Here is a 24,529-nt window from a genome sequence, read left to right as displayed (position 1 = left end):
TCCGACGGCCGCGGTCTTGCGGAGCCGCGGCCCCGGCACGCACTGTGGCGGCCATGGAGCAACCCGCCCCCGGCATCCCGGACGTCTTCGACCCCCGCCGCTATGCCGAGGGCATCCCGCACGACCGCTACCGCAGGCTCCGCGACCACCATCCGGTGGCCCGGCAGAGCGAGCCCGAGCTCCTCGGCTGGCCGGCCGGGCCCGGCTTCTGGGCGGTCACCCGGCACGCCGACACCGTCCGGGTACTGCGCGACCACCGCACGTACTCCTCCTGCCTGGGCGCCACCCAGATCCGCGACCCCGACCCCGCCGACCTGCCCTTCCTCCGCCGCACCATGCTCAACCAGGACCCTCCGGAGCACGGCCGGCTGCGCCGGCTGGCCGCCCGCGCCTTCACCCCCGGCCGCATCGAGGCCTTCGCCGGCCGGGTCCGCGACCGCGCCCGTACCCTGCTGACCGCCGCCCGGGACGCCGCCGAGGACGGCACCGCCGACCTGGTCCGCACGGTCACCGACGAGTACGCCCTGCTCAACCTCACCGACCTGCTGGGAGTCCCGGCCGCCGACCGCGGCCTGCTGCTGGACTGGACCGTGCGGATCATCGGCTACCAGGACCCGGAGGACGCCCCGGCACCGGTGCTCGGCCCGGACGGGCGGCCCGTCAACCCGCGCTCCCCGGCCCTGCTCGGCGAAATGTTCGAGTACGCCCGCGAGCTCGCCGCCCACAAACGCCGGCATCCCGCCGAAGACCTGATGACCACCCTCGCCGAAGCCGGACTGGCCGATGCCGAACTGGAGATGTTCTTCTTCCTGCTCACCGTCGCCGGCAACGACACCGTCCGCAGCGCGGCCCCGGGCGGGCTGCTGGCGCTGGCCGCCGCCCCGGACGCATACCGGAGACTGGCCGAGGGACGGACCGACCCGGCCCGGGCCGTGGACGAACTCCTGCGCGTGCACCCGCCGGTGCTCAGCTTCCGCCGCACGGCCGCCGTCGACACCGAACTGGCCGGGCAGCGGATCCGGGCGGGGGAGAAGGTGGTGGTCTTCCACGCCTCGGCCAACCACGACGAGCGCGTCTTCACCGACCCGGCACGGCTGGACCTCGACCGGGCACCCAACCCGCACGTCTCCTTCGGGGACGGCCCGCACGTCTGCCTCGGCGCCCACTTCGCCCGGCTCCAGCTGCGCACCTTCTACGAGGAGTGGACCGCCCTGATGCCGCCGCCCGAACTGGCCGCCCCGCCGCGCCGGCTGGTGTCGAACTTCATCAACGGGATCACGCGGCTGCCGCTGCGGGTGTCAGGGCGGCCCGGGTGACATCCGCGGTCAGCTCGGACACATCGGGACCGTACGCCTGCGAGTTGACCACCTTCAGGAGCAGACAGAACGGATCCGACCCGTGCTTCCGGGCCAGCCGCTCGTGGTGCCGGGCCAGGTAGCGGGCGGCGGCCTGGTTGCTCACCGCCGTCTGCCCCGACAGCAGGAACACCGGCCGGCCGCCCTCCCCGCCCTTCAGCCGGGCCAGCAGGACGTACTCCGCCTGGCCCGGCTCCCACCGGTAGGTCTCGCCGCCCACCTGGATCGCGCCCCGGTCCGGCACCGGATCGGCGCCGGTGTTGACCCGTACCCCCGGCAGCATCGAGGCCAGGTGCGCCACCGTACGGGTGTTGGAGGACGGGCCGCCGACACAGAACTCGGCGCGGTCGCCGAAGCCCTGGCGCGCCTCGTCGTGCGTGACGATCTGCACGTTCGCCCCGCAGTCCTTGATCAACGCCGATATCTCCAGCAGTGCGAACGCGTCGTTGCGGTGCACCGAGGATTCCTTGCCGCCCATCTGCCGGTTGACCACGAACAGGCAGTCGCAGCCGGTCGGCAGGCCGAAGAACGCCTGCTTGCGGCGGAGCCTGCGGCGCCACAGGTAGGTCCGCGCCGACCAGCCGACCCCGGCACTGAGCGCGGCGGCTATCAACCCGAGCAGGATGTCGCGCACGTCGTCGTTCATGCGGCGGATGGTAGCTGCACCGTTGCGCTCCTGACGCGGGGGGTGCGGTGAAGTTACAGTGCCGACCTCACGTTTGGAGGAACGGATGCGTCGTCCCGCGGCACGTCAGTTAGCGCTCGTCGCCCTCGCCGGGGCCCTGGTCTCCACCGGGGCCGCCGCTCCGCCCACGTCCGTGGCGGTTCCGCCCAAGGTGCCGGAGGCGGTCGGCCGGGGCGGGGCCGTGGCCAGCGTGGACCCCGACGCCTCGGCCGCCGGGATCGCGGTGCTGCGGTCCGGCGGCAACGCGGTGGACGCGGCCGTGGCCACCGCCGCCGCACTCGGGGTGACCGAGCCGTACTCGGCGGGCATCGGCGGCGGCGGGTACTTCGTCTACTACGACGCGAAGAGCCGCCGGGTGCACACCGTCGACGGCCGCGAGACCGCACCGGCCAGCGCCACCGCGGAGCTGTTCCAGGAGAACGGCGTCCCCATCCCCTTCGCCGAGGGCCAGACCAGCGGCCGGGGCGTCGGCGTCCCCGGCACCCCCGCCACCTGGCGGACCGTGCTCGACTCCTGGGGCAGCCGCCCGCTGGGACAGCTCCTGCGCCCGGCCGAGAAGCTGGCCCGCCACGGCTTCACCGTGGACCCCACCTTCCGCGCCCAGACCGAGGCCAACGAGGCCCGGTTCCGGGACTTCCCCGCCACCCGCGAGCTGTTCCTGCCCGGCGGGCAGCTGCCGGTGGTCGGCTCCACCTTCAAGAACCCCGATCTGGCCGACACCTACGCGGAGATCGCCCGCAAGGGCACCGGGGCCATGTACCGGGGCCCGATCGCCCGGGACATCGTCAACACCGTCCGCACCCCGCCCGTGGACCCGGCGGCGACCCGGATCGTCCGGCCGGGTGATCTGACCGCCGCCGATCTGCGGGCGTACGGGACCAAGCGGCAGGCGCCCACCCATGTGCGCTACCGGGGCCTGGACGTCTACAGCATGGCCCCGTCCTCCTCGGGCGGCACCACCGTGGGAGAGGCCCTCAACATCCTGGAGGGCACCGATCTGGCCGGGCTCTCCGAGAGCCAGTACCTGCACCGGTTCATCGAGGCCTCCCGGATCTCCTTCGCCGACCGCGGACGCTGGGTCGGGGACCCGGCCTTCGAGGACGTGCCCACCCGGGAGCTGCTCTCCCAGCGGTACGCCGACACGCGCGGCTGCCTGATCCGCCCGGACCGGGCCCTGACCAGCCCGCTCGCCCCCGGTGACCCGCGCCGTCCGGTTCCGTGCGGCAGTACCGGGCAGACCGCCCCGACCACCTACGAGGGCGAGAACACCACCCACCTCACGGTCGCCGACCGCTGGGGCAACGTCGTCTCCTACACGCTCACCATCGAGTCCACCGGCGGCAGCGCCATCACCGTGCCGGGCCGCGGGTTCCTCCTCAACAACGAACTGACCGACTTCTCCTTCGCCCCGGCCGCGCCCGGCGTGCCGGACCCCAACCTGCCCGGACCCGGCAAACGGCCGCGGTCCTCGATGTCGCCGACCATCGTCCTGGAGGACGGGCGTCCGGTCCTCGCGGTGGGCTCCCCGGGCGGCGCCACCATCATCACCACCGTGCTGCAGACCCTGACCGGCCACCTGGACCGCGGCCTGCCGCTGGTCGAGGCCATTGCCGCGCCGCGGGCCAGCCAGCGCAACCAGACCACCACCGAGCTGGAACCGGGGCTGTGGAACAGCCCGCTGCGGGCCGAACTCGAAGCGCTGGGACAGGGCTTCCGGCAGAACCCGGAGATCGGCGCGGCCACCGGGGTGCAGCGGCTGCCGGACGGCCGCTGGCTGGCGGCGGCGGAGAAGACCCGGCGGGGCGGCGGCTCGGCCATGGTGGTCCGGCCGCAGCACTAGCTACAGCGTGGTGAGGATCCGGGGGCCGGCCGGGGTGATCGCGACGGTGTGCTCGGCGTGGGCGGCCCGGCTGCCGTCGGTGGTGCGCAGGGTCCAGCCGTCGCGGTCGGTGCGGTAGCCGTCCCCGCCGCCCCCGGTCACCATCGGCTCGATCGCCAGCACCATGCCGGCGCGCAGCAGCATGCCGCGGCCCGGGCGGCCCTCGTTGGGTACGCCCGGGTCCTCGTGCATGGCGCGGCCGATACCGTGGCCGCCGTACCCGTCCGGGATGCCGTAGCCGGCGGTGCGGCAGACCGTGCCGATGGCGTGCGCGATGTCGCCGATCCGGTTGCCGGGCCGGGCCTGCTCGATTCCGGCGGCCAGCGCCGCCTCGGCGGTGGCGATCAGCCGTCGGTCGGCGGGGCGGGCCCGGCCGACGGTGAAGCTGATCGCCGCGTCGCCGGCCCAGCCGTCCAGCAGGGCGCCGCAGTCGATGCTGACCAGATCGCCGTCTCCCAGCCGCCGGCTGCCGGGGATCCCGTGCACGATGGCGTCGTTGACCGAGGTGCAGATCACCCCGGGGAAGGGCACCGGCGCGAAGTGCGGCCGGTAGCCGAGGAAGGGCGAGCCGGCGCCCGCCTCGCGGAGCACCTCGCGGGCCACCGCGTCCAGTTCCAGCAGCGAGACCCCCGGCCGGGCCGCTTCCCGTACGGCGGCCAGGGCGGTGGCCACCACCCGGCCGGCGGCGCGCATCTGCTCGATCTCGTGTTCGGTCTTCAGTTCCACCATGCCAATAACTATACCGGTATAAAAATGGGGTGGGGCGGGGCTGGGCCGGTATTAGAATGGGTGCATGGTCCGTACCCCCCTCACCCCCGAAGAGCGCGAGCGCGGCGAGCGGCTGGGCCTGCTGCTGCGCGAGGCGCGCGGCAGCCGGAGCATGGTCGAGGTCGCGGCCTCCGCCGGTCTCTCCGCCGAAACCCTCCGCAAGATCGAGACCGGCCGGGCCCCCACCCCCGCCTTCTTCACGATCGCCGCCCTCGCCCAGGCCCTCGGCCTGTCCATGGACGACCTGCTGCGCCGCTGCGCCTTCGTCGCGGCCTGAGCCGGCGGGCCGGGCGGCCCGGTCAGACCGCCCGGCCGGGCGGCCGAACGGCCCAACGGGCGGTGCGGGCCGCGCTCCACCGGGCACAGCTGAACCCGTGTCAGCACACAACGCAGTCAAGCGGATCGGTCTCGGACTCATCGGTGCCCTGCTCGCGGGCGGCCTGCTCGTCGCCGCCTGCACCACCCCGGACAGCCACTCCCACGCCCGCCACCGGACACCCCCTAGGCTGGGCCCATGACAGGGACAGGGACAGGGGCTGGAGCAGGAGCCGGCGGGAACGCGGGCGGGGTGACGATCGAGGAGCTCGGCCGGGCCAGGTACGTCAGCCTGACCACCTTCCGCAAGAACGGCACCCCGGTGGCCACGCCGGTCTGGGCGGTGGCCGACGCGGGGGAGCTGTACATCTGGACCCGAGAGGACTCCTGGAAGGTCAGGCGGATCCGCGCCAACGGGCACGTCACCCTCTCCGCCTGCGACCGGCGCGGACGCATCACGCCCGGCACCCCCGTCCTGGAGGGTACGGCGCGGCTGCTCGACGAGGCCGGGCTGCGGAGGGTGCGGAAGCTGATGGCGCGGAAGTACAGCTGGCAGTTCTGGATCGTGGACCTGCCCGCCGCGGCCGTCCGGCTCGGGCGTCGCCCGCACACCGGCATCGCCGTCAAGGTTTGAGATTCCCGTAGTCCTCCTGTAACACGGATGCGGTCCAATGCGCCCATGGAGACCGCGACTTCTCTCGACGGAGCGACGGCGATCGACCGGCTGGCGGCCCACCTGAGGCGGCTGACCACCCACCTGGACCCCGGCTCGGGCTGGTACGGCGAGTTCCTGCGCAGAGATCCGGAAGGCATGCGGGCCTGCCTGAACGGCAGCGCGATGCCGCCGTGGGACGTCCTGGAGTCGCTCTTCCAGGACCTGGCGGCGGTCGCGGGCGAGGAGTTCACGGCCCGCGCGGCAGCCCGGGCGGCGGAGCTCCGGCAGGCGGCGGTGGCCGAATACGACCGGCTGCCCGGCGGAGCGGAGGAACTCCGCTCGCTGCTCGCCTCGGCGGGCGCGCAGCGGGCCGCCTCCGAGGCGGCCCTGCACGCGCTGTCGGCCCGGCTGGAGAGGTCCGCGGACCCGGCCGAGTCGGAGTTCCTGACCGGCGAGTACTCCTGGACCCAGGACGACCTGGCCCGCGCCGCCGCACGCTGCCGGGACCTGGCGCAACGCCTGGCCGCGTTAGCAACCCCACCGCCCGTGGCCTCAGGGCCCGTGGCCCCACCCCCTGCGGCCTCACCGCCCGTGGCCTCATGGTCCGTGGTCCCACCGCCCGTGGTCTCGCCGTCCGCGGACCCGTCGCCTGCGCCATCGAGGCCCCTGGCCTCACCGCCCACGGCCTCGCCGGGCGTACCCGCACCGCCCGTACCCGCGCCGTGGCCCGCCGCCGGCCCGGACCCGGACCCGGACGCCGGCTCGCTGCCCGGAGTACCGCGGCAGCGGCCGGGGCAGGAGGCGGCCGGAGACGGTGGGGACGGTGGGTCCCGGCCGGCGCCGGTTCCCGGCGGTCGGCGGCTGCGCGGAGCGGCCCGGCGCAGTGGCGGCGGCGCCCGCTACGGCGGGGCCCCGGCCGCCGGAGCGGTGGTGCCCGAACTGCCGCACCAGCAGCAGCCGCAGGCCGCTCCCCGGGGTGCCCGTTACGGGCGGCCGGACCCGGCGCCGGAGGAGCCGGGCCCGGCCCCCGCACAGCCCCCGGCCGCGGCCCCCGCCCCCGCGGAACTCGCCGTCCCCCGGCTCGTCGCGGAGCTCATCGGGCTGCGGGGCCAAGGCCGTACCGGCGAGGCGCACGTCCTGCTCTGCGAAGCCGCCGCCTGGCCCGCCCAGCGGCTGCCGCTCCTCGCAGGCGAGTTGGAGCGGGCCGGGCTGGCCCCCGACTGGGCCACGCTGCTCTGGGAGGCCGCGGCCACCCTGCCGCCCGAGCGGCTGAGCGCGGCGGCGACCGCGCTCGGCGCGGCCGGCCGCGAGCCGGACCGCGGCCGGCTGCTGCGCGAGGGCGTCGCCCGCCCCGCCGCCGAGATCGCCGAGGCCGTCCTCGCCCTCGGCGCGGCCGGCCGTACCGGCGAGGCCGAGGCGCTGCTCGACGCGTTCGTCCGGGCCCGCCCCGCCGAGGAAGCCGCCCGGCTGGCCCGCCGCGACCCGGACCGGCTGGCTCCGTGGCTGCTCGAAACCGCGGGCGCGGTCTCCGCCCGCTGCCACCGCGATCTGGTCCATGCCCTGCGCGTGGCCGGCCTGAAAAACGAACGGAATTGAGTCGATTCCGACCGCCGGAAGACCTGACTTGATCGACTACTCCGACCGTGCGCGGTGGTCTTGCCCCGGACTGTGGCGAGGCTTACGGTCTCGTACCTACGCACATCGTCTACGTGCGTAGAGGCGAGGAGCAGCTCATGGCCCACATCGTCCGCGCCGCGCTGGTCCAGGCTTCCTGGACCGGCGACACCGACTCGATGATCGCCAAACACGAGGAGCACGCCCGTCGGGCTGCCTCCCAGGGCGCCCGCATCATCGGCTTCCAAGAGGTCTTCAACGCGCCCTACTTCTGCCAGGTGCAGGAGCCCGAGCACTACCGCTGGGCGGAGCCCGTCCCGGACGGCCCCACCCTCCGCCGGATGCAGGACCTCGCCCGCGAGACCGGCATGGTGATCGTCGTACCGGTCTTCGAGGTGGAGAGCTCGGGCTTCTACTACAACACCGCCGCCGTCATCGACGCCGACGGCAGTTACCTCGGCAAGTACCGCAAGCACCACATCCCCCAGGTCAAGGGGTTCTGGGAGAAGTACTACTTCCGCCCGGGCAACCTCGGCTGGCCGGTGTTCGACACCGCCGTCGGCAAGGTCGGCGTCTACATCTGCTACGACCGGCACTTCCCGGAGGGCTGGCGCCAGCTCGGCCTCGCCGGAGCCCAGCTCGTCTACAACCCCTCCGCCACCCACCGCGGGCTCTCCTCCCACCTGTGGCAGCTGGAGCAGCCCGCATCCGCCGTGGCCAACGAGTACTTCGTCGCCGCCATCAACCGCGTCGGCCGGGAGGAGTACGGGGACAACGACTTCTACGGCACCAGCTACTTCGTCGACCCCCGCGGCCAGTTCGTCGGCGAGGTCGCCAGCGACAAGGAGGAGGAACTCCTCGTCCGCGACCTGGACTTCGACCTGATCACCGAGGTCCGGACCCAGTGGGCCTTCTACCGCGACCGCCGCCCCGACGCCTACGGAGGACTGGTTCAGCCGTGACCGACCCGAACAGCCTGCACCACCGGCACCAAAACGTCCTCCCCGACTGGCTGGCCCTCTACTACCGGCACCCCATCGAGCTCACCCACGGCGAGGGCCGGCACGTCTGGGACGCCGAAGGCAACCGCTACCTGGACTTCTTCGGCGGCATCCTCACCACCATGACCGCCCACGCCCTCCCCGAGGTCACCAAGGCCGTCGCCGACCAGGCCGGGCGGATCATCCACTCCTCCACCCTCTACCTCAACCGCCCCATGGTGGAACTCGCCGAACGCGTCGCGGCCCTCTCCGGCATCCCCGACGCCCGGGTCTTCTTCACCACCTCCGGCACCGAGGCCAACGACACCGCCCTGCTCCTGGCCACCGCGTACCGCCGCTCCAACCAGATCCTGGCGATGCGCAACAGCTACCACGGCCGGTCCTTCTCCACCGTCTCGATCACCGGCAACCGCGGCTGGTCCCCGACCAGCCTGTCGCCCCTCCAGACGTACTACGTGCACGGCGCCGTCCGCAGCCGCGGCCCCTTCGCCGACCTCGACGACACCGCCTTCACCGCCGCGGCCGTCGCCGATCTGGAGGACGTACTCGGCCAGGCCCGCGGGGGAGTGGCCGCCCTGATCGCCGAACCCATCCAGGGCGTCGGCGGGTTCACCTCCCCGCCCGACGGCCTGTACGGGGCCTTCCGCGAGGTCCTCGACCGGCACGGCATCCTCTGGATCAGCGACGAGGTGCAGACCGGCTGGGGCCGCACCGGCGACCACTTCTGGGGCTGGCAGGCGCACGCCCAGAACGGCCCGCCGGACATCCTCACCTTCGCCAAGGGCATCGGCAACGGCATGTCCATCGGCGGGGTCGTCGCCCGCGCCGAGATCATGAACTGCCTGGACGCCAACTCCATCTCCACCTTCGGCGGTTCACCCGTCACCATGGCGGCCGGCCTCGCCAACCTCGGCTACCTCCTCGAACACGACCTCCAGGGCAACGCCCGCCGGGTCGGCGGCCTGCTCCTGGAGCGGCTGCGCGCCATCGGCGCCGCCGTGCCCGCCGTCCGCGATGTCCGGGGCCGCGGCCTGATGGCCGGCATCGAACTCACCCGGCCGGGCACCGACCAGGCCGCCCCCGACGCGGCCGGCGCCGTCCTCGAAGCGGCCCGCGAAGGCGGCCTGCTGCTCGGCAAGGGCGGCGGCCACAACACCAGCGTGCTGCGCATCGCGCCTCCGCTCTCCCTCACCGTCACCGAGGCGGAAGAGGGCGCAGCCATCCTCGAACAGGCCCTGGGCGCCATCCAGTAGGGGGACCGCACCATGAGCATCCGCACCCTGATCCGCGGCGGCCTGGTCATCACCGCCGCCGACGAACTCCACGCGGACGTCCTCGTCGAGGACGGCCGGGTGGCCGCCCTGGCCGCCCACGGCTCCGCAGCCGCCGGGGCCTGGACGGCCGACCGTACGATCGATGCGACCGGGAAGTACGTCATCCCGGGCGGCGTCGACGCCCACACCCACATGGAACTGCCCTTCGGCGGCACCTTCGCCTCCGACACCTTCGAGACCGGCACCCGGGCCGCCGCCTGGGGCGGCACCACCACCATCGTGGACTTCGCCGTCCAGAGCGTCGGCCACTCGCTCCGCGAGGGCCTCGACGCCTGGTACGCCAAAGCCGACGGCAACTGCGCCATCGACTACGGCTTCCACATGATCCTCTCCGACGTCAACGAGCACACCCTCAAGGAGATGGACCTCCTGGTGGAGGAGGGCATCAGCTCCTTCAAGCTGTTCATGGCCTACCCCGGGGTGTTCTACAGCGACGACGGACAGATCCTGCGCGCGATGCAGCGCGGCGCCGCCAACGGCGGGCTGATCATGATGCACGCCGAGAACGGCATCGCCATCGACGTCCTGGTGGAACAGGCCCTGGCGCGCGGCGAGACCGACCCGCGCCACCACGGCGAGGTCCGCAAGGTGCTGCTGGAGGCCGAGGCCACCCACCGGGCCATCCAACTGGCCCGGGTGGCCGGCTCCCCGCTGTACGTGGTCCATGTCTCGGCCGAGGAGGCCGTCGCCGAGCTCGCCGCGGCCCGGGACAAGGGGCTGCCCGTCTTCGGCGAGACCTGCCCCCAATACCTCTTCCTCTCCACCGACAACCTCGCCGAGCCCGACTTCCAGGGCGCCAAGTACGTCTGCTCCACGCCGCTGCGCCCCAGGGAGCACCAGGCGGCCCTCTGGCGCGGCCTGCGCACCAACGACCTCCAGGTGGTCTCCACCGACCACTGCCCGTTCTGCTTCCGCGGCCAGAAGGAACTCGGCCGGGGCGACTTCTCGAAGATCCCCAACGGGCTTCCGGGGGTGGAGAACCGGATGGACCTCCTCCATCAGGCGGTCCTGGACGGGCACATCAGCCGCCGCCGCTGGATCGAGATCGCCTGCGCGACCCCGGCCCGGATGTTCGGCATGTACCCGCAGAAGGGCACCATCGCCCCCGGCTCGGACGCCGACATCGTCCTCTACGATCCGCACGCCGAGCAGGTCATCTCCGCCGAGACCCACCACATGAACGTGGACTACTCGGCGTACGAGGGCAAGCGGATCACCGGGCGGGTCGACACCGTCCTCTCGCGCGGCGAGCTGGTCATCGACCGGCGCGAGTACACCGGCCGGGCCGGACACGGGGCCTTCGTCCACCGCTCCACCTGCCAGTACCTGTAAGGAGAGTCCCCGCATGGACTTCGGCCTCGTCCTCCAGACCGACCCGCCGGCCTCCCAGGTCGTCAGCCTCATGAAGCGCGCCGAACGCAACGGCTTCCGCTACGGCTGGACCTTCGACTCGGCCGTGCTCTGGCAGGAACCCTTCGTCATCTACAGCCAGATCCTCGCCAACACGCAGAAGATGCACATCGGCCCGATGGTGACCAACCCGGGCACCCGCACCTGGGAGGTCACCGCCTCCACCTTCGCCACCCTCAACGACATGTACGGCAACCGCACCGTCTGCGGGATCGGCCGCGGGGACTCGGCCATGCGGGTGGCCGGCCGCAAGCCCAACACCCTGGCCCGGCTGGGCGAGGCCATCGAGGTCATCCGCGATCTCGCCGAGGGGCGCGAGGCGACCGTGGACGGCAACCCGATCCGCATCCCGTGGGTCAAGGGCGGCAAGCTGCCGGTCTGGATGGCCGCGTACGGGCCGAAGGCCCTCGCCCTCGCCGGGGCGAAGGCCGACGGATTCATCCTCCAGCTCGCCGACCTCTACCTCACCGAATGGATGGTCCAAGCGGTCCGCGAGGCCGCCGCCGCGGCCGGCCGGGACCCCGCCGCGATCACCATCTGCGTGGCGGCCCCCGCATACGTGAGCGATGACCTCGGCCATGCCCGGGATCAGTGCCGCTGGTTCGGCGGCATGGTCGGCAACCATGTCGCCGACCTGGTCAGCCGCTACGGGGAGCACTCCTCGATGGTCCCGGAGGCACTCACCGAGTACATCAAGGCCCGGCAGGGCTACGACTACAGCCACCACGGCCGCGCCGGGAACCCGTCCACCGACTTCGTGCCGGACGAGATCGTCGACCGGTTCTGCCTGCTGGGGCCCGCCGAGGCCCATATCGAGAAGCTGCGGGCCCTGCGTGACCTCGGCGTCGACCAGTTCGCCGTCTACGACATGCACGATGCCAGGGAGGCCACCATCGACGCGTACGGCTCCCGCATCATCCCGGCGGTCAATGCGGGCTGATGTCTTTCATCTTTGGTTGCTGATGCCGAGCCGGAGTCGATAGTGTTTGACGCTCTGATTCGGCATCGGCCCAGTCATGGAGCGGGGGAGCAGGAATGAGCGAGAGGTCCGCCGCGGATCCCGTCAGGACCGCCGGGCGCATCAGGTCCCTGCTCGAACGTGCCGGTCTCGAAGGCGAGGACCTGCTCCGGGTGGAGGGCGAGGGCGGCCTCTCGTACGCCTCCGGGCTGCCCGTCGAGGACGTACACGCGCTGTTGCGCGGTCAGCAACAGGCGCCGGGCAACGGCGGCGGAGCGGCGGACCGGGTGGACCCGGTGGAAGAGCGCCACCGCCGGGTGGTCGCCCGGATCGTCTTCCTGCGCCGTACCCGGCTGCGGACCACCCCCGACGGCCAGCGGCGTGCGTACTCGCTGGCGGACATCGCGGCCGGTGCGGGAACGAGCGCGCAGTGGCTCGACAAGATGATCAAGACGGGGAAGGCCCCGAACCTCGATCACGCGGCCGGGATAGCCGACTTCTTCGGAGAGAGCATCGAGTTCCTGGTCGCCGAGCCCGCCGAGGCCCTGGACCGGGTGCTCCAGCGGATCCACAAGGACCTGCTGGAGCGGACCGTGGCGCGCCAGGACGAGCACATCCAGCGCCTCAGGAACGCAGACACCCTGGCCTCTGCCGGTTCTGTCGGTTCTGCCGGTTCCGGTGCTGCCTCCGGTTCCGATCTCGGCGTCGTCGGCTATGCCGCACGGGCGCTCGCCGACGTCCCCGACGACACCGCACAGCCCATCATCGCCCTCATCGAGTCCATTGCCCGGCGCTCGCGCGAGGAACGTGCCCGGGAGAGCCGGTAAACGGCCCCTGGCCAGGGACGATGCCCGTGCTGGACCGCAGTTGCCTCCGCCGTCCCGAGTGGCTACTGTCGCGGGCGCACGACTGACAGAGTGCCGTGCATCCGTTCGGGGGGCTCGATGAGCGGTGTGCCGGCAACAGCGTCCGGGTGGGGAAGACATGTGGGACGCGGTGCGTATATCCCGTGAAATGAAGCGCCACCGGGACGAGTTGTTCGACGGGGTGATGCGCCCGCTCGCACCGGCACCGCGTGAACTGCTGTACGCGGTCTGCGCCTTCGTGTCGGCGAGCAGCGGGCGCGAGGTCCGTCTGATGCTGGAGCCGTTCCCGCCGGGCACGGTCAGCGGGCTCTGGATCGACCTGGGTGACCACGAAGTGATCGCGGTGGAGCAGAACACCCTGCCGGTCCATCAGATGGTGATCCTGGGCCACGAGTTGTGGCACCGCAGGGAGGCCGAGGACCGCTCCGGCGGGGCCGCCCAGGTTGCGGCGCGCACCGACTACGACCTCGCCGAGGAACGGCGGGCGGAGCGGTTCGGCCGGCTGCTGGGGGCCAAGTTCCGGCCCTTCCTGCTCGGCACCCGCAGCAGCACGCCCCCCGGCGAGCGGGACGGGCGCATCTGGGAGTCCCTGGGGGGCCGGTGATACACGAAGGCGCCGACTACTACGTGCCCGCCGCCGTCCTGGGCGCGGCCCTGCTGGCGAAGCTGCCGGCCCTGGTGCGCGGGTGGCGCAGCGCGACGGTCCGTACGGTGAACGCCCTGCTGCTCCTGCCCTGCGCAGGCTTCATCCTCTCCTCCCCGCCGACCGTCACCGCCGTCAACCGGCTCACCGGCATCAGCAACCTCTCGGCCCTCCTCGTCCACTGCATCATGACCGCCTATGCGTGTGCGTCCCTGGTGCTGCTGGACTACTGGCGGGCGGAGTCGGCGGACTGTCCCCGTACGCGCCGACGCGTACGGGTGTGGAAGACCGGCTGCTGCGTGGTGATCGCCGCCCTGGTGGGGCTGTTCGCGCTGGGCGATGTCCCGGTGGAGCGTCCGCGGGACTTCGACACGTACTACGCCGCCACCCCGTTCATCAGCGAAATGCTGGTGCTCTATCTGCTCGGGTACATCGCGGCCGGGGTGGCCACCACCGTCGTCTGCTGGAGCTGGCTTCTCGACGTCGGAAGGCGGACGGCGCGGCAGGAGACCAAGACCTCGGTCGACCGGCCCCTGCAGATCGGGCTGCTCGTGCTGGTGGTCGCCGCCCTGGCCAACATCGTCTTCGGCTTGTTCAAGCTGACCGCCATCGCCGCCCGTTGGGCCGGCCGGGACTGGGACGTGCTCAACAACAGCCTGTCGCCCTTCATGTCGGCCAGCGGGATGATGATCGGGGTCGGGCTCCTCGTACCGGCGTACGGGCCCGCGCTGATCGACCGGGTGTGGCACCCCCTGCTCGGCATCAGGGCCCTGCGGCCCCTGTGGCGTCTGGTCACCCGGTCCGGGCTGACCCCCGGCAGCAGGATGTTCCTCCCCCCGCCGTGGTACGCCGGACCCGAGCAGGCCCTCCTCTACCGGATGACCACCATCCACGACTGGATGCTCTCGCTGTGCGTCCACTGCACCGACGAGGCGCGTGAGGCGGGCTACCGGCAGGCGAAGGAGGGCGGGGTCGCGGAGCGCGAGGCGGTGGCCGCCGGCCTCGCCGCCATGTTCACGGCGGCGGCGGAGGCGCGGGCCCGTACCTCGCCACCGGCGGCGGAGTCGACGGAGCAGGGCGCCCTCGCGGTGGCCGCGGTGCGTGCCGCGGAGGCGGCGGACCGCGATCTCCTGGTGTCGATCTCCCGGGCGCTCGCGCCGGCGCCGGTGAGGGCACTCCACCCCCGTGGGCGTGCCCTCACCGGCGGGACCTGACGGCCGGCGGCCGTTCGGGCTACCGCGTCAGCCACCGACGTGTGCGCCATGCCATGGCCTTCCCGAGGACCGTAGCGGCTCAACGCCCGGTTATCAACCATGGTTTGACGTGAATCAACGCCAGTTGAAATCCGGCAGGTTCCCTCATGAGGTCCCCACACGAACCGGGAGACGCCCGTACCGGTTGGTGGAACTCTGTCTGACAGGCGTTCGATTCCCGTCCGTGACGGGCGGGCGCGGACCCGGTCGGCGGACCGGCGGGGCCGTTCGGTCATCCGGGCAGGTTGGCGGGGTTCATCCGGCCGTCACCCATACCGGTGGGGATTGTCGGCCCGGCGTGGTCTGATGGACCGCATGATCGATGAGTTTCTGGCACGCCGCCTCCCCGATGTCGAAGAGGCCGTCCGCAAGGCCGCAGCAGTCGAGATCATGCCGAGGTTCCGGCAGCTCGCCGAGCACGAGGTCGACCAGAAGAGCGGCCCGCACGACCTGGTGACGGTCGCCGACCGGATGGCCGAGGAGCACCTCACCGCCTCCCTCACCAAGCTGCTGCCCGGCTCGGTGGTGGTCGGCGAGGAGGCCGTGCACGCCGACCCCACCGTGTACGGGGCGCTCCGCGGCGACGCGCCCGTCTGGATCGTCGACCCGGTCGACGGCACCCGGCAGTTCGTCAACGGCGAAGCCGCCTTCTGCACCCTCGTCGCCCTGGCCCTGCACGGCGAGATCCACGCCTCCTGGACCTACGCCCCCGCCCTGGAGACCCTCGCCACCGCCGTCCGCGGCCAGGGTGCCCAGGTCGACGGCGAGACCATCCGCAGCGGCTCCCCGGAGCCCGGCGCCGAGCTGCGGGTGGCCACCGCGCACCCGCTCTACACCAGCGAACATGACAAAAGAATCCTGGCCCGGCTGGATGTCCCCGGTGTCGCCCCCCGGCCCTGCGGATCGGCCGGCCTGGAGTACCTGAAGGTGGCCCGCGGCGAAATGGACGCCCTCGCCTTCAACTGGCCCTCGGCCTGGGACCACGCGGCCGGTCTGCTGCTCGTGGCCGAGGCGGGCGGAGCCCAGAGCACGGTGGCGGACGAGCCGTTCCGCATCGACCGGGACAACGCCCTGCCGTTCGTCGTCGCCCGAGACGAGCCCACCGTGGCGCGGATCAGGGGTCTGCTCCGCGGCGACCGGTAATACGCTGGCCCTCCAGGGCCAGTGCAGCCGTGCAGCCAGTGCCGCAGGCAGACGAAGGACAGCTGGACGAACCGGACGAAGGAGTCGCATGGTGCCGTCGATTCTCGACGCGGTCGTCGTGGGGGCGGGGCCCAACGGGCTGACGGCCGCCGTCGAACTCGCCCGGCGCGGATTCTCGGTCGCCGTGTTCGAAGCGGCGGACACCATCGGCGGCGGGGCCAGAACCGAGGAGCTGACCCTGCCCGGCTTCCGGCACGACCCCTGTTCGGCGGTGCACCCGCTGGCCGCCGGCTCCCCCGTCTTCGCCACGATGCCGCTCGCCCGCCACGGCCTGGAGTGGCTGCACGCCCCCCTGCCCATGGCCCACCCCTTCGACGACGGGACGGCCGCCGTGCTGTCCCGCTCGGTGGCCGAGACCGCCGCCTCCCTCGGGCCGCGCGACGCCGGAACCTACCGGCGCCTGGTCAACCCCTTCCTCGGCCGCTGGGACACCCTCGCCCGGGACTTCATGTCCCTGCCGTCCACCGCGCTGCCCCGGGACCCGGTGACCCTGGCCCGGTTCGGCCTCGCCGGGCTGCCGCCCGCCACCTGGCTGCTGAGCCGCTTCCACGACGAGCGGGCCCGGGCCCTGTTCGCCGGCCTGGTCGCGCACGTCATCGCCCCGCTCGGCGGGATCGCCACCGGCGCGGTCGGCCTGGTCTTCGCCCTGGCCGCGCACGCCAACGGCTGGCCGATGCCGCGCGGCGGCTCCCAGGCGATCCCCGACGCCCTCGCCGGGTACCTCCGCGAGCTCGGCGGCACCGTACACACCGGCTTCGAGGTCAAACGCCTCGACGATCTCCCCCCGGCCCGCGCCTACGTCTTCGACACCTCGCCCACCGCACTGGCCCGGATCGCCGGCCTGGGACACGCCTACGACGGCTACCGCTACGGCGCAGCCGCCTTCAAGATCGACTACGCGCTGTCCGGCCCGGTCCCGTGGACCGCCGAAGCCGCCCGCCGCGCCGGCACCGTCCAGATCGGCCCCCGCACCCGCGACATCGACGCCGCCCTGCAACTCGCCACCTCCGGCCGCGCCCCCCGCGCCCCGTTCCTGATCACCGCCCAGCCCAGCCTGGTCGACTCCACCCGGGCCCCCGAGGGCAAGCACGTCTTCTGGGCCTACGGCCATGTCCCGCACGGCTGGGACGGCGACCTCACCGACGCCGTCGAACGGCAGCTGGAGCGCTTCGCCCCCGGATTCCGCGACCTGGTCCTCGCCCGCGCCACGGCCGGCCCGCCCCAGCTCGCCGCCCGCAACCCCAACTACATCGGCGGCGACATCGCCTGCGGCGCGGCCTCCGGCCTCCAGCTCCTGCTCCGCCCCAAACTCTCCCTGTTCCCCTACACCACGGCCCACCCGGCCGTGTACCTCTGCTCCTCGGCCACCCCACCCGGCCCCGGCGTCCACGGCATGTCCGGGCACAACGCGGCGAAGGCGGTCTGGCGCCACCTCAGAAGGGCCCGCTGATCCCGATGGTGCGCATCACCCTGGTCCAGGGCGACATCACGGCCGAGACGGCCGACGCGATCGTCAACGCCGCCAACTCCTCCCTCCTCGGCGGCGGAGGGGTCGACGGCGCCATCCACCGCCGCGGCGGCCCCGAGATCCTGGCCGCCTGCCGGGCCCTGCGCGCCTCCCACTACGGCAAGGGCCTCGCCACCGGCCAGGCCGTCGCCACCACCGCCGGCCGGCTCTCCGCCGAGCATGTGATCCATACGGTCGGCCCGGTCTGGTCGCGCGAGGAGGACCGCTCGGCGCTGCTGGCCTCCTGCTACCGCGAGTCGCTGCGGATCGCCGCCGAGCTGGGCGCCCGTACGGTGGCCTTCCCGGCCATCTCCACCGGAATCTACGGCTGGCCGATGGACGACGGCGCCCGTATCGCGGTGGAGACCGCCCGCACGGCGGCCCTGGCCCCCGTGGAAGAGGTCCGGTTCGTCCTCTTCGACGACCGTGCCTACGCGGCCTTCGCCGAGCAGCTCCACGCCCCGTAGCGATCCGGAAAGGCCCCTGGCCCCGGGAAGCATCCCGGGGCCAGGGGCCTCTTTCGTCCGCGGCGCCTGCCGCAACGCGTACTGGGTGCGGCGTATGGCGTACGGCTTACTGCGTACGGTCAGAGCACGTCGGCCGCGATGTTCGCCGCGACCTGCTCCAGCAGCGGACCCGCGTTCGCGATGCACTTCGCGGTGTCCGGCTCGACCTCGGTCAGCGGATAGGCGCGGCGGATACCCGCCGCCTGCAGCGCCTCCTGCTCCAGCAGCAGCCGACCGCACACCGCCACCACCGGCTTGCCCGCCGCCCGTGCAGCCGCGGCCACGCCCGCCGGCGCCTTGCCGTGCAGGGTCTGCTCGTCCAGGGAGCCCTCACCCGTGATCACCAGGGTGGCGCGCTCCAGGGCCGGGGCGAAGCCCAGCACCTCCAGCATCAGCTCGATACCGGGCCGGAAGCTCGCACCGAGCAGCAGGGCGCCATAGCCGATACCGCCCGCGCCGCCCGCGCCCGGGGAGGCCGCCAGCTCCGCGGCCTTCGGCCCGATCGCCTTCTCCAGGACCTGCGCGAAGTGCGCCAGCGCCGCATCCAGCGTCGCCACGTCCTCCGGGGTGGCCCCCTTCTGCGGCCCGTACACCGCCGGCGCGCCCTTCGGGCCGGTCAGCGGGTTGTCCACATCGCTCGCGAGGACGAAATCGACCTCCGCGAAGCGCGGGTCGATGCCCGACAGGTCCGCCGAGGCCAGCGACGCCAGCGCGCCACCGCCCGGACCGACCGGCTCCCCTTCGGCGTCCAGGAACACCGCGCCGAGTGCGGCCAGCATGCCCGCACCGCCGTCGGTGGTGGCGCTGCCGCCCACCCCGAAGACGATCGAGCGCGCACCCGCGTCCAGCGCGGCCTTCAGTACCTCACCCGAGCCGTACGTGGTCGCCGTCAGCGGCGCGAAAACGCCGGCCGGCAGCAGCTGCAGCCCGGAGGCCTCCGCCATCTCGACCACCGCGGTACCGTCGCGCAGCGCGAAAGCCGCCGTGACCTGCTCACCGAGGGGCCCGGTGACCCGTACCTCCCGGCGTTCGAAACCGGCCGCCACAGCAGCCGCCACGGTACCGTCGCCGCCGTCCGCGACGGGGAGGGTCTCGACCTCCACGCCCGGTACGGCCTTGCGAAGGCCCGCCGTCACCCGCTCCGCGACCTGTACGGCCGTGAGCGAGCCCTTGAATTTGTCCGCGGCGATGAGAACGCGCGCGGCCTCAGTTACTGCTCCGTCCGCCACCTTGCTTGATCCCTTGCTATCGAACGTGCAGTCGCGCCACCCCGAGCCTATCCGGAGGATCCTCCTATGCCCATGGGTGTCCTGGATCACGCCGCGCCTGCACCCGGCGCGCCATACCGCTAAAAGGTGATTTTCCTCCCCATAGTGGGGCCACATGAGTACGGATCCACTGGAACAGCCACGCCCGGACCGCCCGGCGGACGCCCCCGGGGGCGCCGCCCCCGACCGCACGGTGGTCACCGTAGGAGTGATCGCCGTACTGGCCGTGGTCGCCTGGGCAGCCCTCGCCAAGGACTCCTTCGACAGCGCCTCGAGCTCCGCCCTGGCCTGGGTCCTGGCCAATTTCGCCTGGCTGTTCGTGATCGCCGCGGACGTCTTCCTCGTCATGTGCGTGGTCCTGGCGATCAGCCGTTTCGGCCGGATCAGGCTCGGCGCCGACGACTCCGAACCCGAGTTCACCAACCTCGCGTGGATCGCGATGATGTTCAGCGCGGGCATGGGCATCGGCCTCATGTTCTACGGCGTCGGCGAACCCCTCACCCACTACCTGCATCCGCCGCCCGCCTCCGGCGCCGCCCCGCAGAGCGGCGACGCCGCCCAGGCGGCCCTCGACTACTCCTTCTTCCACTGGACCCTCACCCCCTGGGCGATCTACGGCATCGCCGGCCTCGCCCTCGCCTACGCCACCTTCCGCAAGGGCCGCGGCAACCGGCTCAGCTCCGCCTTCGTCCCCCTCATCGGCCAACGCCGCGCCGACGGCCGGCCCGGCCAGGCCATCGACCTGCTCGCCGTCTTCGCCACCGTCTTCGGAACCGCGACCAGCCTCGGACTCGGCGCCCTCCAGGTCGCCGAGGGCCTCCACATCACCACCGGGATCGAGGACTCCACCGCCCTCGAACTGATCATCATCGGCTCGCTCTCCGCCGCCTTCGTGCTCTCCGCCTTCTCCGGCCTGCACAAGGGCGTCAAATGGCTCAGCACCGTCAACGTCGTGCTGGCCGCCTCGCTGATGACCTTCGTCTTCCTGCTCGGTCCCACCGTCTACATCCTCGATGTGGTCCCCGCGAGCATCGGCAGCTACCTGCACGAACTCCTGCCCATGGCCACCCGTACCGGCGCCTTCACCGACAGCGCCTGGCTGGGCGCGTGGACCATCTTCTACTGGGCCTGGTGGCTCTCCTGGGCGCCCTTCGTCGGCACCTTCATCGCCCGCATCTCGCACGGCCGCACCATCCGCGAATTCCTCATCGGCGTCCTCCTCGTCCCGTCCGGCGCCACCGTGGTCTGGTTCTGCGTGATGGGCGGCACCGCCATCCGCCTGGACTCCACCGGCGTCGCCGACCTCACCGTCAAGATCAAGGACGGTGCCGAGGCCTCCCTCTTCGCCATGCTCGACGCCCTGCCGCTGGGCACCGTCACCTCGTATGTGGCCATGCTGCTGGTCATGACCTACTTCGTGACGAGCGCGGACTCCGCCTCCCTCGTCATGGGCTCGCTCACCAGCCGCGGCTCCCTGCACCCGCCCACCTGGCTGGTGGTCACCTGGGGCGTGCTGATGGCCGCCGTGGCCGCAGTCCTGCTGGTCGCCGGCGGCCTCAAATCCCTCCAGACCGCCACCATCCTGGTCGCACTGCCCTTTGTGATCGTGATGCTGCTCGTCTGCTGGGCGCTGGTGAAGGAACTCCGCACCGACCCCGGGGCCGGCCCCGCCCGGCACCACGCCCTGCACGGTATGCGGGACGCCGTCCGCGCCATGGTCGGCGACGCCCTCACCGAACAGGCCCCGGGCCGCCACTTCCGGCTCCGCCGCGCCGCCGAATCCCGCAGCCACGATCCTGAGGACGGCCCGTTCTGACCCCCCTGAACGGGCCTGGCGCGGCTCGGTAGGGTGGCGGCGTGACCACCACAGACGACTACGCCGCCTACATCGCGAGCCTGCCCCGGGTGCTGGCCGGCGCCGCCGCGCTCTTCCGCGACGCCGAGGGGCGGGTCCTGCTCGTGGAACCCAACTACCGCGAGGGCTGGGCCCTTCCCGGCGGCACCATCGAATCCGACCGGGGTGAGTCCCCGCGCACCGCGGCCCGCCGCGAGAGCGCCGAGGAAATCGGCCTGGACCTCCCGCTCGGCCGTCTGCTCGCCGTCGACTGGGTGCTGGGCACCGCCCGTCCGCCGCTGGTCGCGTACGTCTACGACGGCGGCGTACTCGACGGGGAACAGCTCGGCTCCATCAAGCTCCAGGAGGAGGAACTCCTCTCCTGGAAGCTCGTCGAGCCCGCCGAACTCACCGCCCACCTCCCCGGATCGCTCGGCCGCCGCATCCAAGAGGCCTACCGGGTCCTGGAGTCGGGCGAGGGCACCGCGGAACTGGAGAACGGCAGCCCGGCACCCCGCTGACGGGGTGCAGCAACACAGCGCAGTAACACAGCGCCTACATCGAGCAGGACAGAATCAGATCATGATCACCATGTACGCCTGGCCCAGCACCGCCGACGGGCCCGACGCTCTGCCGATGGTCCACTTCACCACCGAGGAACAGTCGGGCAGCGAAACCACGCCCGACGGACAGCCCGTCTGGCTCTTCGACAGCGCCATCCGGGACGGCGGCTGGGCCCACTTCACCGACTACGACGGCTGGGCCCAGACTGCTCCTGGCTGGCTCGCCGAATACCGCCGCCATGACGACGTCCTGCTGGTCAGCGGCCCGGGCGCCTGCGAGGGCTGGTACCAGGGCACCATCGGCGCCCCCACCGAATGGATTGCGGCGGCTGCCACCCAGCAGAGCATGGTCATCATGGCCGCCCCCGTCCCGCACCCCTCGATGTACGGGTACGCGGTCGAGATGGGAGTGGCCTTCGCGCTCCTTGTCCCGGTGAACGTGGTCTAGGCGGGCTGGGCGCGGTACGCGGGCTGGGGCGGGGCGACGCGAGGTTCAGTTGTCCAGGAGGGTGCGTTCGCCTGCCTCGAAGGCCAGCAGCCGCTCCTTCCGATCCACCCCGCCGCCGTACCCGGTCATGCTCCCCGACGCCCCGATCACCCGGTGGCAGGGCACGATGATCCCGACCGGGTTCTTCCCGTTGGCCAGGCCTACCGCCCGGGAGGCGTTCGGCTTCCCGAGCCGGCCGGCCAGTTCCCCGTACGACCAGGTCTCGCCGTACGGGATGCGCTGGAGCTGCGCCCAGACGCTGCGCTGGAACTCGGTGCCCTCGAGGCGGACCGGCAGGTCGAACTCGGTCAACTCCCCGGCGAAGTACGCCGTCAGCTGCCGCGCCACCTCGGGGAAGGGCTCCTCGGCGGCATCGACCCGCACACCGAAGGCCTCCTCCGGCGGCCGGTGCCGCTGCCCGGTCATATAGAGGCCGCTGAGGACGCCCTCGGTGGCGACCAGGGTGAGCGGCCCGTAGGGGCTGTCGACGACTGCGTGGTGCTTGCTGTTCACGATGACTCTCCTGAGAAGTGAACGGTGGTGGGGGGATGGGAGGGGAGGGGAGGGGGCGGGCGGTCAGACGGTGGGCAACAGGTTGATGGGGTGGTCGTCCGTCGCCCACAGGTACTGGACGGCGTACGCTCGCCACGGCCGCCAGCCCGCCGCCCGGGCGGTCAGAGCGGAGGGCGAGGACGGCAGTCCCAGCCCGGCCGCGGCCCGACGTACCCCGAGATCGGACGGAAGGAACGCATCCGGGTCACCCAGCGCGCGCATGGCGATCACCTCGGTGGTCCACGGCCCGAACCCCGGCAGCGCCGCGAGCTGTGCCCGCGCGGCCTCCCAGTCGCTGTCGATGCCCAGTGGCAGTGAACCGTCCGCCAGCGCTCCGACCAGCGTGGTCAGCGTCGTCCGGCGGCTGCGGGGCAGTGCGAGCGTCTCCGGGTCCAGCCCGGCGAGCGCCTCGGGGGAGGGGAAGAGATGGGTCAGGCCCCCGCTGGGGTCCGGATCGGCCACCGGCTCACCGTGCGCGGCGACCAGCCGACCCGCATGGGTGCGGGCCGCTGCTGTGGACACCTGCTGGCCGAGTACGGCCCGTACGGCGAACTCCGCCGCATCGACCGTACGCGGCACCCGGCGCCCGGGCGCCTTGTCCACCAGCGGCGCCAGCAGCGGATCGGCCCGCAGCTGCTCGTCCACCGCCTCCGGATCGGCGTCCAGGTCCAGCATCCACCGGCACCGGCTGATCGCGATCGTCAGATCCCGCAGGTCGGTCAGGGCCAGCTGGCAGCCGATGTGGTCCGGCTGCGGGGTCAGGGACACCACCCCGGTCCCGTACGGCAGGCGGAGCGTCCGCCGGTAGGCCCCGTTCCGCCACTCCTCCACCCCGGGGACGGCCGTTGCCGCGAGATGCCCGAAGAGGTTGTCCGGGTTGAGCGGGGCGCGGTAGGGGAGGCGGAGGGACAGGGTGCCGGGGGTCTGGGAGGGGGAGGGGGCCGGACCGTTGCCGTTGCCGTTGCTCCTGGTGTGTCCGGCTCGGGCGCGCAGTTCACCGGGGGCCAGGGCGAACACTTCGCGGACTGTCTCGTTGAAGGTCCGGATGGAGGAGAAGCCGGCCGCGAAGGCGATGTCGGCCATCGGCAGCGCCGAGGTCTCGATCAGCAGCCGCGCGGTCTGGGCGCGCTGCGCCCGGGCCAGGGCCAGCGGCCCGGCCCCGAGCTCGGCGTTCAGCTGCCGTTCCACCTGCCGGGTCGAATACCCCAGCCGGGCGGCCAGCCCCGGCACGCCTTCCCGGTCGACGACCCCGTCCCGGATGAGCCGCATGGCCCGCGCCACGGCATCGGCCCGGGCGTTCCACTCCGGCGAACCGGGACTGGTGTCCGGCCGGCACCGTTTACAGGCCCGGTAGCCGGCCTGCTGGCAGGCCGCGGCACTGGGCAGGAAGGTCATGTTCTCGACCTTGGGGGGCACGGCGGGGCAGCTCGGCCGGCAGTAGATCCCGGTGGTCCGCACGGCGGTGAAGAACCACCCGTCGAACCGCGCGTCCTTCGACTGGACGGCCCTGACGCAACGCTCGGTGTCGGTGTGCATGGATCCAGCATCCGGGGGGTGGGGGTGCCGCGGCTGGCGGTTTTCCGACATCAAGGATACGGGGCGGGGGGCTGGGGCGGGTGTTTTCTCTGGGGCGGAGCGAGGGGGCGCGGGGGTGCGGGTGGCCCGGGGGCTGCCCGTCAGTCCTCAGTGTCCTTCCGTGCCCGTCCGCCCTGTCAAGGGCGCTCCTTCGTCGCGTCGCTCCGCGATGTCGCTGCGCTCCACCCTTGACAGGACGGCCGGTCCCGGAAAGACAAGGACTGTCGGGCGGCCCCCGGGGGAGGGACGGCAAGGGGGACCCGCCCCGGATGCGGCTTGGCTGGGAAGGCCGGCCGGC

At 72.6% G+C, this 24,529-nt stretch carries 23 protein-coding genes; 18 read left to right on the top strand and 5 right to left on the bottom strand.

Going from position 1 to position 24,529, the window contains the following annotated elements:
* Positions 1-53: 53 nt before the first annotated feature.
* The gene (locus tag DEJ50_RS05930; protein WP_150206538.1) at positions 54-1,316 is read left to right on the top strand and encodes a cytochrome P450; all 1,263 of its coding nucleotides are present in this window, start codon (positions 54-56) and stop codon (positions 1,314-1,316) included.
* On the opposite strand, the gene DEJ50_RS05925 is transcribed toward DEJ50_RS05930, so the two are convergent.
* Positions 1,276-2,001 (bottom strand): aspartyl/asparaginyl beta-hydroxylase domain-containing protein, encoded by a 726-nt coding sequence (locus DEJ50_RS05925; RefSeq protein WP_150206537.1) that lies wholly within the window; start codon positions 1,999-2,001, stop codon positions 1,276-1,278. The genes DEJ50_RS05930 and DEJ50_RS05925 overlap by 41 nt on opposite strands.
* 85 nt (positions 2,002-2,086) lie before the next feature.
* Here DEJ50_RS05925 and ggt point away from each other — a divergent pair, with 85 nt between their 5' ends.
* Positions 2,087-3,880, top strand: a complete 1,794-nt coding sequence (gene ggt / locus DEJ50_RS05920) for a gamma-glutamyltransferase (RefSeq protein ID WP_150206536.1) — start codon at positions 2,087-2,089, stop codon at positions 3,878-3,880.
* Here ggt and map read toward each other — a convergent pair whose 3' ends face one another.
* Positions 3,881-4,648, bottom strand: coding sequence for a type I methionyl aminopeptidase (gene map, locus DEJ50_RS05915; RefSeq protein ID WP_150206535.1), 768 nt, complete (start codon positions 4,646-4,648; stop codon positions 3,881-3,883).
* 64 nt (positions 4,649-4,712) lie between these two features.
* Here map and DEJ50_RS05910 point away from each other — a divergent pair, with 64 nt between their 5' ends.
* The 13 genes from DEJ50_RS05910 to DEJ50_RS05850 all read left to right on the top strand — a co-directional run bounded on the left by DEJ50_RS05910 (position 4,713) and on the right by DEJ50_RS05850 (position 17,913).
* Positions 4,713-4,964 (top strand): helix-turn-helix domain-containing protein, encoded by a 252-nt coding sequence (locus DEJ50_RS05910; RefSeq protein WP_150206534.1) that lies wholly within the window; start codon positions 4,713-4,715, stop codon positions 4,962-4,964.
* 291 nt (positions 4,965-5,255) lie between these two features.
* Positions 5,256-5,636, top strand: coding sequence for a PPOX class F420-dependent oxidoreductase (locus DEJ50_RS05905; protein WP_150206533.1), 381 nt, complete (start codon positions 5,256-5,258; stop codon positions 5,634-5,636).
* A 45-nt stretch (positions 5,637-5,681) separates the two neighbouring features.
* Positions 5,682-7,253: a hypothetical protein gene (locus DEJ50_RS05900; protein ID WP_150206532.1), complete on the top strand. Its 1,572-nt coding sequence runs from the start codon at positions 5,682-5,684 to the stop codon at positions 7,251-7,253.
* A 137-nt stretch (positions 7,254-7,390) separates the two neighbouring features.
* Positions 7,391-8,233, top strand: a complete 843-nt coding sequence (locus DEJ50_RS05895) for a nitrilase-related carbon-nitrogen hydrolase (RefSeq protein ID WP_150206531.1) — start codon at positions 7,391-7,393, stop codon at positions 8,231-8,233.
* Entirely contained in the window at positions 8,230-9,525 is a 1,296-nt protein-coding gene (locus DEJ50_RS05890; protein ID WP_150206530.1) for an aspartate aminotransferase family protein, read from the top strand. Before DEJ50_RS05895 ends, DEJ50_RS05890 begins: the two co-directional genes overlap by 4 nt.
* 12 nt (positions 9,526-9,537) lie before the next feature.
* On the top strand, positions 9,538-10,938 hold the full coding sequence (gene hydA, locus DEJ50_RS05885) for a dihydropyrimidinase (RefSeq protein ID WP_150206529.1): 1,401 nt from the start codon (positions 9,538-9,540) through the stop codon (positions 10,936-10,938).
* Between the two features lie 13 nt (positions 10,939-10,951).
* Positions 10,952-11,956 carry a TIGR03842 family LLM class F420-dependent oxidoreductase gene (locus DEJ50_RS05880; RefSeq protein ID WP_150206528.1) on the top strand — a complete coding sequence of 335 codons (1,005 nt, stop codon included), beginning with the start codon at positions 10,952-10,954 and terminating at the stop codon, positions 11,954-11,956.
* Between the two features lie 95 nt (positions 11,957-12,051).
* Positions 12,052-12,801 carry a hypothetical protein gene (locus DEJ50_RS05875; protein ID WP_150206527.1) on the top strand — a complete coding sequence of 250 codons (750 nt, stop codon included), beginning with the start codon at positions 12,052-12,054 and terminating at the stop codon, positions 12,799-12,801.
* Between the two features lie 187 nt (positions 12,802-12,988).
* The gene (locus DEJ50_RS05870) at positions 12,989-13,444 is read left to right on the top strand and encodes a toxin-antitoxin system, toxin component (protein ID WP_150206526.1); all 456 of its coding nucleotides are present in this window, start codon (positions 12,989-12,991) and stop codon (positions 13,442-13,444) included.
* Positions 13,441-14,697 carry a DUF6545 domain-containing protein gene (locus tag DEJ50_RS05865; protein WP_150206525.1) on the top strand — a complete coding sequence of 419 codons (1,257 nt, stop codon included), beginning with the start codon at positions 13,441-13,443 and terminating at the stop codon, positions 14,695-14,697. The genes DEJ50_RS05870 and DEJ50_RS05865 overlap by 4 nt, the downstream gene beginning before the upstream one ends.
* 354 nt (positions 14,698-15,051) lie before the next feature.
* Positions 15,052-15,879, top strand: a complete 828-nt coding sequence (locus DEJ50_RS05860) for an inositol monophosphatase family protein (protein WP_150206524.1) — start codon at positions 15,052-15,054, stop codon at positions 15,877-15,879.
* Positions 15,880-15,970: 91 nt separating this feature from the next.
* Entirely contained in the window at positions 15,971-17,389 is a 1,419-nt protein-coding gene (locus DEJ50_RS05855; protein WP_150211938.1) for a phytoene desaturase family protein, read from the top strand.
* A 5-nt stretch (positions 17,390-17,394) separates the two neighbouring features.
* On the top strand, positions 17,395-17,913 hold the full coding sequence (locus tag DEJ50_RS05850) for an O-acetyl-ADP-ribose deacetylase (protein WP_150206523.1): 519 nt from the start codon (positions 17,395-17,397) through the stop codon (positions 17,911-17,913).
* A 119-nt stretch (positions 17,914-18,032) separates the two neighbouring features.
* On the opposite strand, the gene DEJ50_RS05845 is transcribed toward DEJ50_RS05850, so the two are convergent.
* The gene (locus tag DEJ50_RS05845) at positions 18,033-19,181 is read right to left on the bottom strand and encodes a glycerate kinase (RefSeq protein ID WP_150206522.1); all 1,149 of its coding nucleotides are present in this window, start codon (positions 19,179-19,181) and stop codon (positions 18,033-18,035) included.
* A 154-nt stretch (positions 19,182-19,335) separates the two neighbouring features.
* Between DEJ50_RS05845 and DEJ50_RS05840 the strand changes: the two genes are divergently transcribed.
* The 3 genes from DEJ50_RS05840 to DEJ50_RS05830 all read left to right on the top strand — a co-directional run bounded on the left by DEJ50_RS05840 (position 19,336) and on the right by DEJ50_RS05830 (position 22,065).
* Positions 19,336-21,036, top strand: coding sequence for a BCCT family transporter (locus DEJ50_RS05840; RefSeq protein WP_190344303.1), 1,701 nt, complete (start codon positions 19,336-19,338; stop codon positions 21,034-21,036).
* A 41-nt stretch (positions 21,037-21,077) separates the two neighbouring features.
* Positions 21,078-21,575 (top strand): NUDIX domain-containing protein, encoded by a 498-nt coding sequence (locus DEJ50_RS05835; RefSeq protein ID WP_150206521.1) that lies wholly within the window; start codon positions 21,078-21,080, stop codon positions 21,573-21,575.
* Positions 21,576-21,636: 61 nt separating this feature from the next.
* Positions 21,637-22,065 (top strand): hypothetical protein, encoded by a 429-nt coding sequence (locus tag DEJ50_RS05830; RefSeq protein WP_150206520.1) that lies wholly within the window; start codon positions 21,637-21,639, stop codon positions 22,063-22,065.
* 45 nt (positions 22,066-22,110) lie between these two features.
* On the opposite strand, the gene DEJ50_RS05825 is transcribed toward DEJ50_RS05830, so the two are convergent.
* Together DEJ50_RS05825 and DEJ50_RS05820 are read right to left on the bottom strand one after the other, a co-directional pair.
* Entirely contained in the window at positions 22,111-22,617 is a 507-nt protein-coding gene (locus DEJ50_RS05825; protein ID WP_150206519.1) for a methylated-DNA--[protein]-cysteine S-methyltransferase, read from the bottom strand.
* Positions 22,618-22,680: 63 nt separating this feature from the next.
* Positions 22,681-24,192 (bottom strand): DNA-3-methyladenine glycosylase 2 family protein, encoded by a 1,512-nt coding sequence (locus DEJ50_RS05820; RefSeq protein WP_150206518.1) that lies wholly within the window; start codon positions 24,190-24,192, stop codon positions 22,681-22,683.
* Positions 24,193-24,529: the final 337 nt, after the last annotated feature.

The organism is Streptomyces venezuelae (assembly GCF_008642295.1).
GTDB classification, from domain to species: Bacteria; Actinomycetota; Actinomycetes; order Streptomycetales; family Streptomycetaceae; genus Streptomyces; species Streptomyces venezuelae_C.
This window is presented reverse-complemented; position numbering and strand designations above follow the sequence as displayed.

Bases quoted from the DNA above. Each gene is read 5' to 3' on its own strand.
- DEJ50_RS05930 (WP_150206538.1), top strand. From the start codon at position 54: ATGGAGCAACCCGCCCCCGGCATCCCGGACGTCTTCGACCCCCGCCGC.
- DEJ50_RS05925 (WP_150206537.1), bottom strand. From the start codon at position 2,001: ATGAACGACGACGTGCGCGACATCCTGCTCGGGTTGATAGCCGCCGCG.
- ggt (WP_150206536.1), top strand. From the start codon at position 2,087: ATGCGTCGTCCCGCGGCACGTCAGTTAGCGCTCGTCGCCCTCGCCGGG.
- map (WP_150206535.1), bottom strand. From the start codon at position 4,648: ATGGTGGAACTGAAGACCGAACACGAGATCGAGCAGATGCGCGCCGCC.
- DEJ50_RS05910 (WP_150206534.1), top strand. From the start codon at position 4,713: ATGGTCCGTACCCCCCTCACCCCCGAAGAGCGCGAGCGCGGCGAGCGG.
- DEJ50_RS05900 (WP_150206532.1), top strand. From the start codon at position 5,682: ATGGAGACCGCGACTTCTCTCGACGGAGCGACGGCGATCGACCGGCTG.
- DEJ50_RS05895 (WP_150206531.1), top strand. From the start codon at position 7,391: ATGGCCCACATCGTCCGCGCCGCGCTGGTCCAGGCTTCCTGGACCGGC.
- hydA (WP_150206529.1), top strand. From the start codon at position 9,538: ATGAGCATCCGCACCCTGATCCGCGGCGGCCTGGTCATCACCGCCGCC.
- DEJ50_RS05880 (WP_150206528.1), top strand. From the start codon at position 10,952: ATGGACTTCGGCCTCGTCCTCCAGACCGACCCGCCGGCCTCCCAGGTC.
- DEJ50_RS05875 (WP_150206527.1), top strand. From the start codon at position 12,052: ATGAGCGAGAGGTCCGCCGCGGATCCCGTCAGGACCGCCGGGCGCATC.
- DEJ50_RS05870 (WP_150206526.1), top strand. From the start codon at position 12,989: ATGAAGCGCCACCGGGACGAGTTGTTCGACGGGGTGATGCGCCCGCTC.
- DEJ50_RS05860 (WP_150206524.1), top strand. From the start codon at position 15,052: ATGATCGATGAGTTTCTGGCACGCCGCCTCCCCGATGTCGAAGAGGCC.
- DEJ50_RS05850 (WP_150206523.1), top strand. From the start codon at position 17,395: ATGGTGCGCATCACCCTGGTCCAGGGCGACATCACGGCCGAGACGGCC.
- DEJ50_RS05840 (WP_190344303.1), top strand. From the start codon at position 19,336: ATGAGTACGGATCCACTGGAACAGCCACGCCCGGACCGCCCGGCGGAC.
- DEJ50_RS05830 (WP_150206520.1), top strand. From the start codon at position 21,637: ATGATCACCATGTACGCCTGGCCCAGCACCGCCGACGGGCCCGACGCT.
- DEJ50_RS05820 (WP_150206518.1), bottom strand. From the start codon at position 24,192: ATGCACACCGACACCGAGCGTTGCGTCAGGGCCGTCCAGTCGAAGGAC.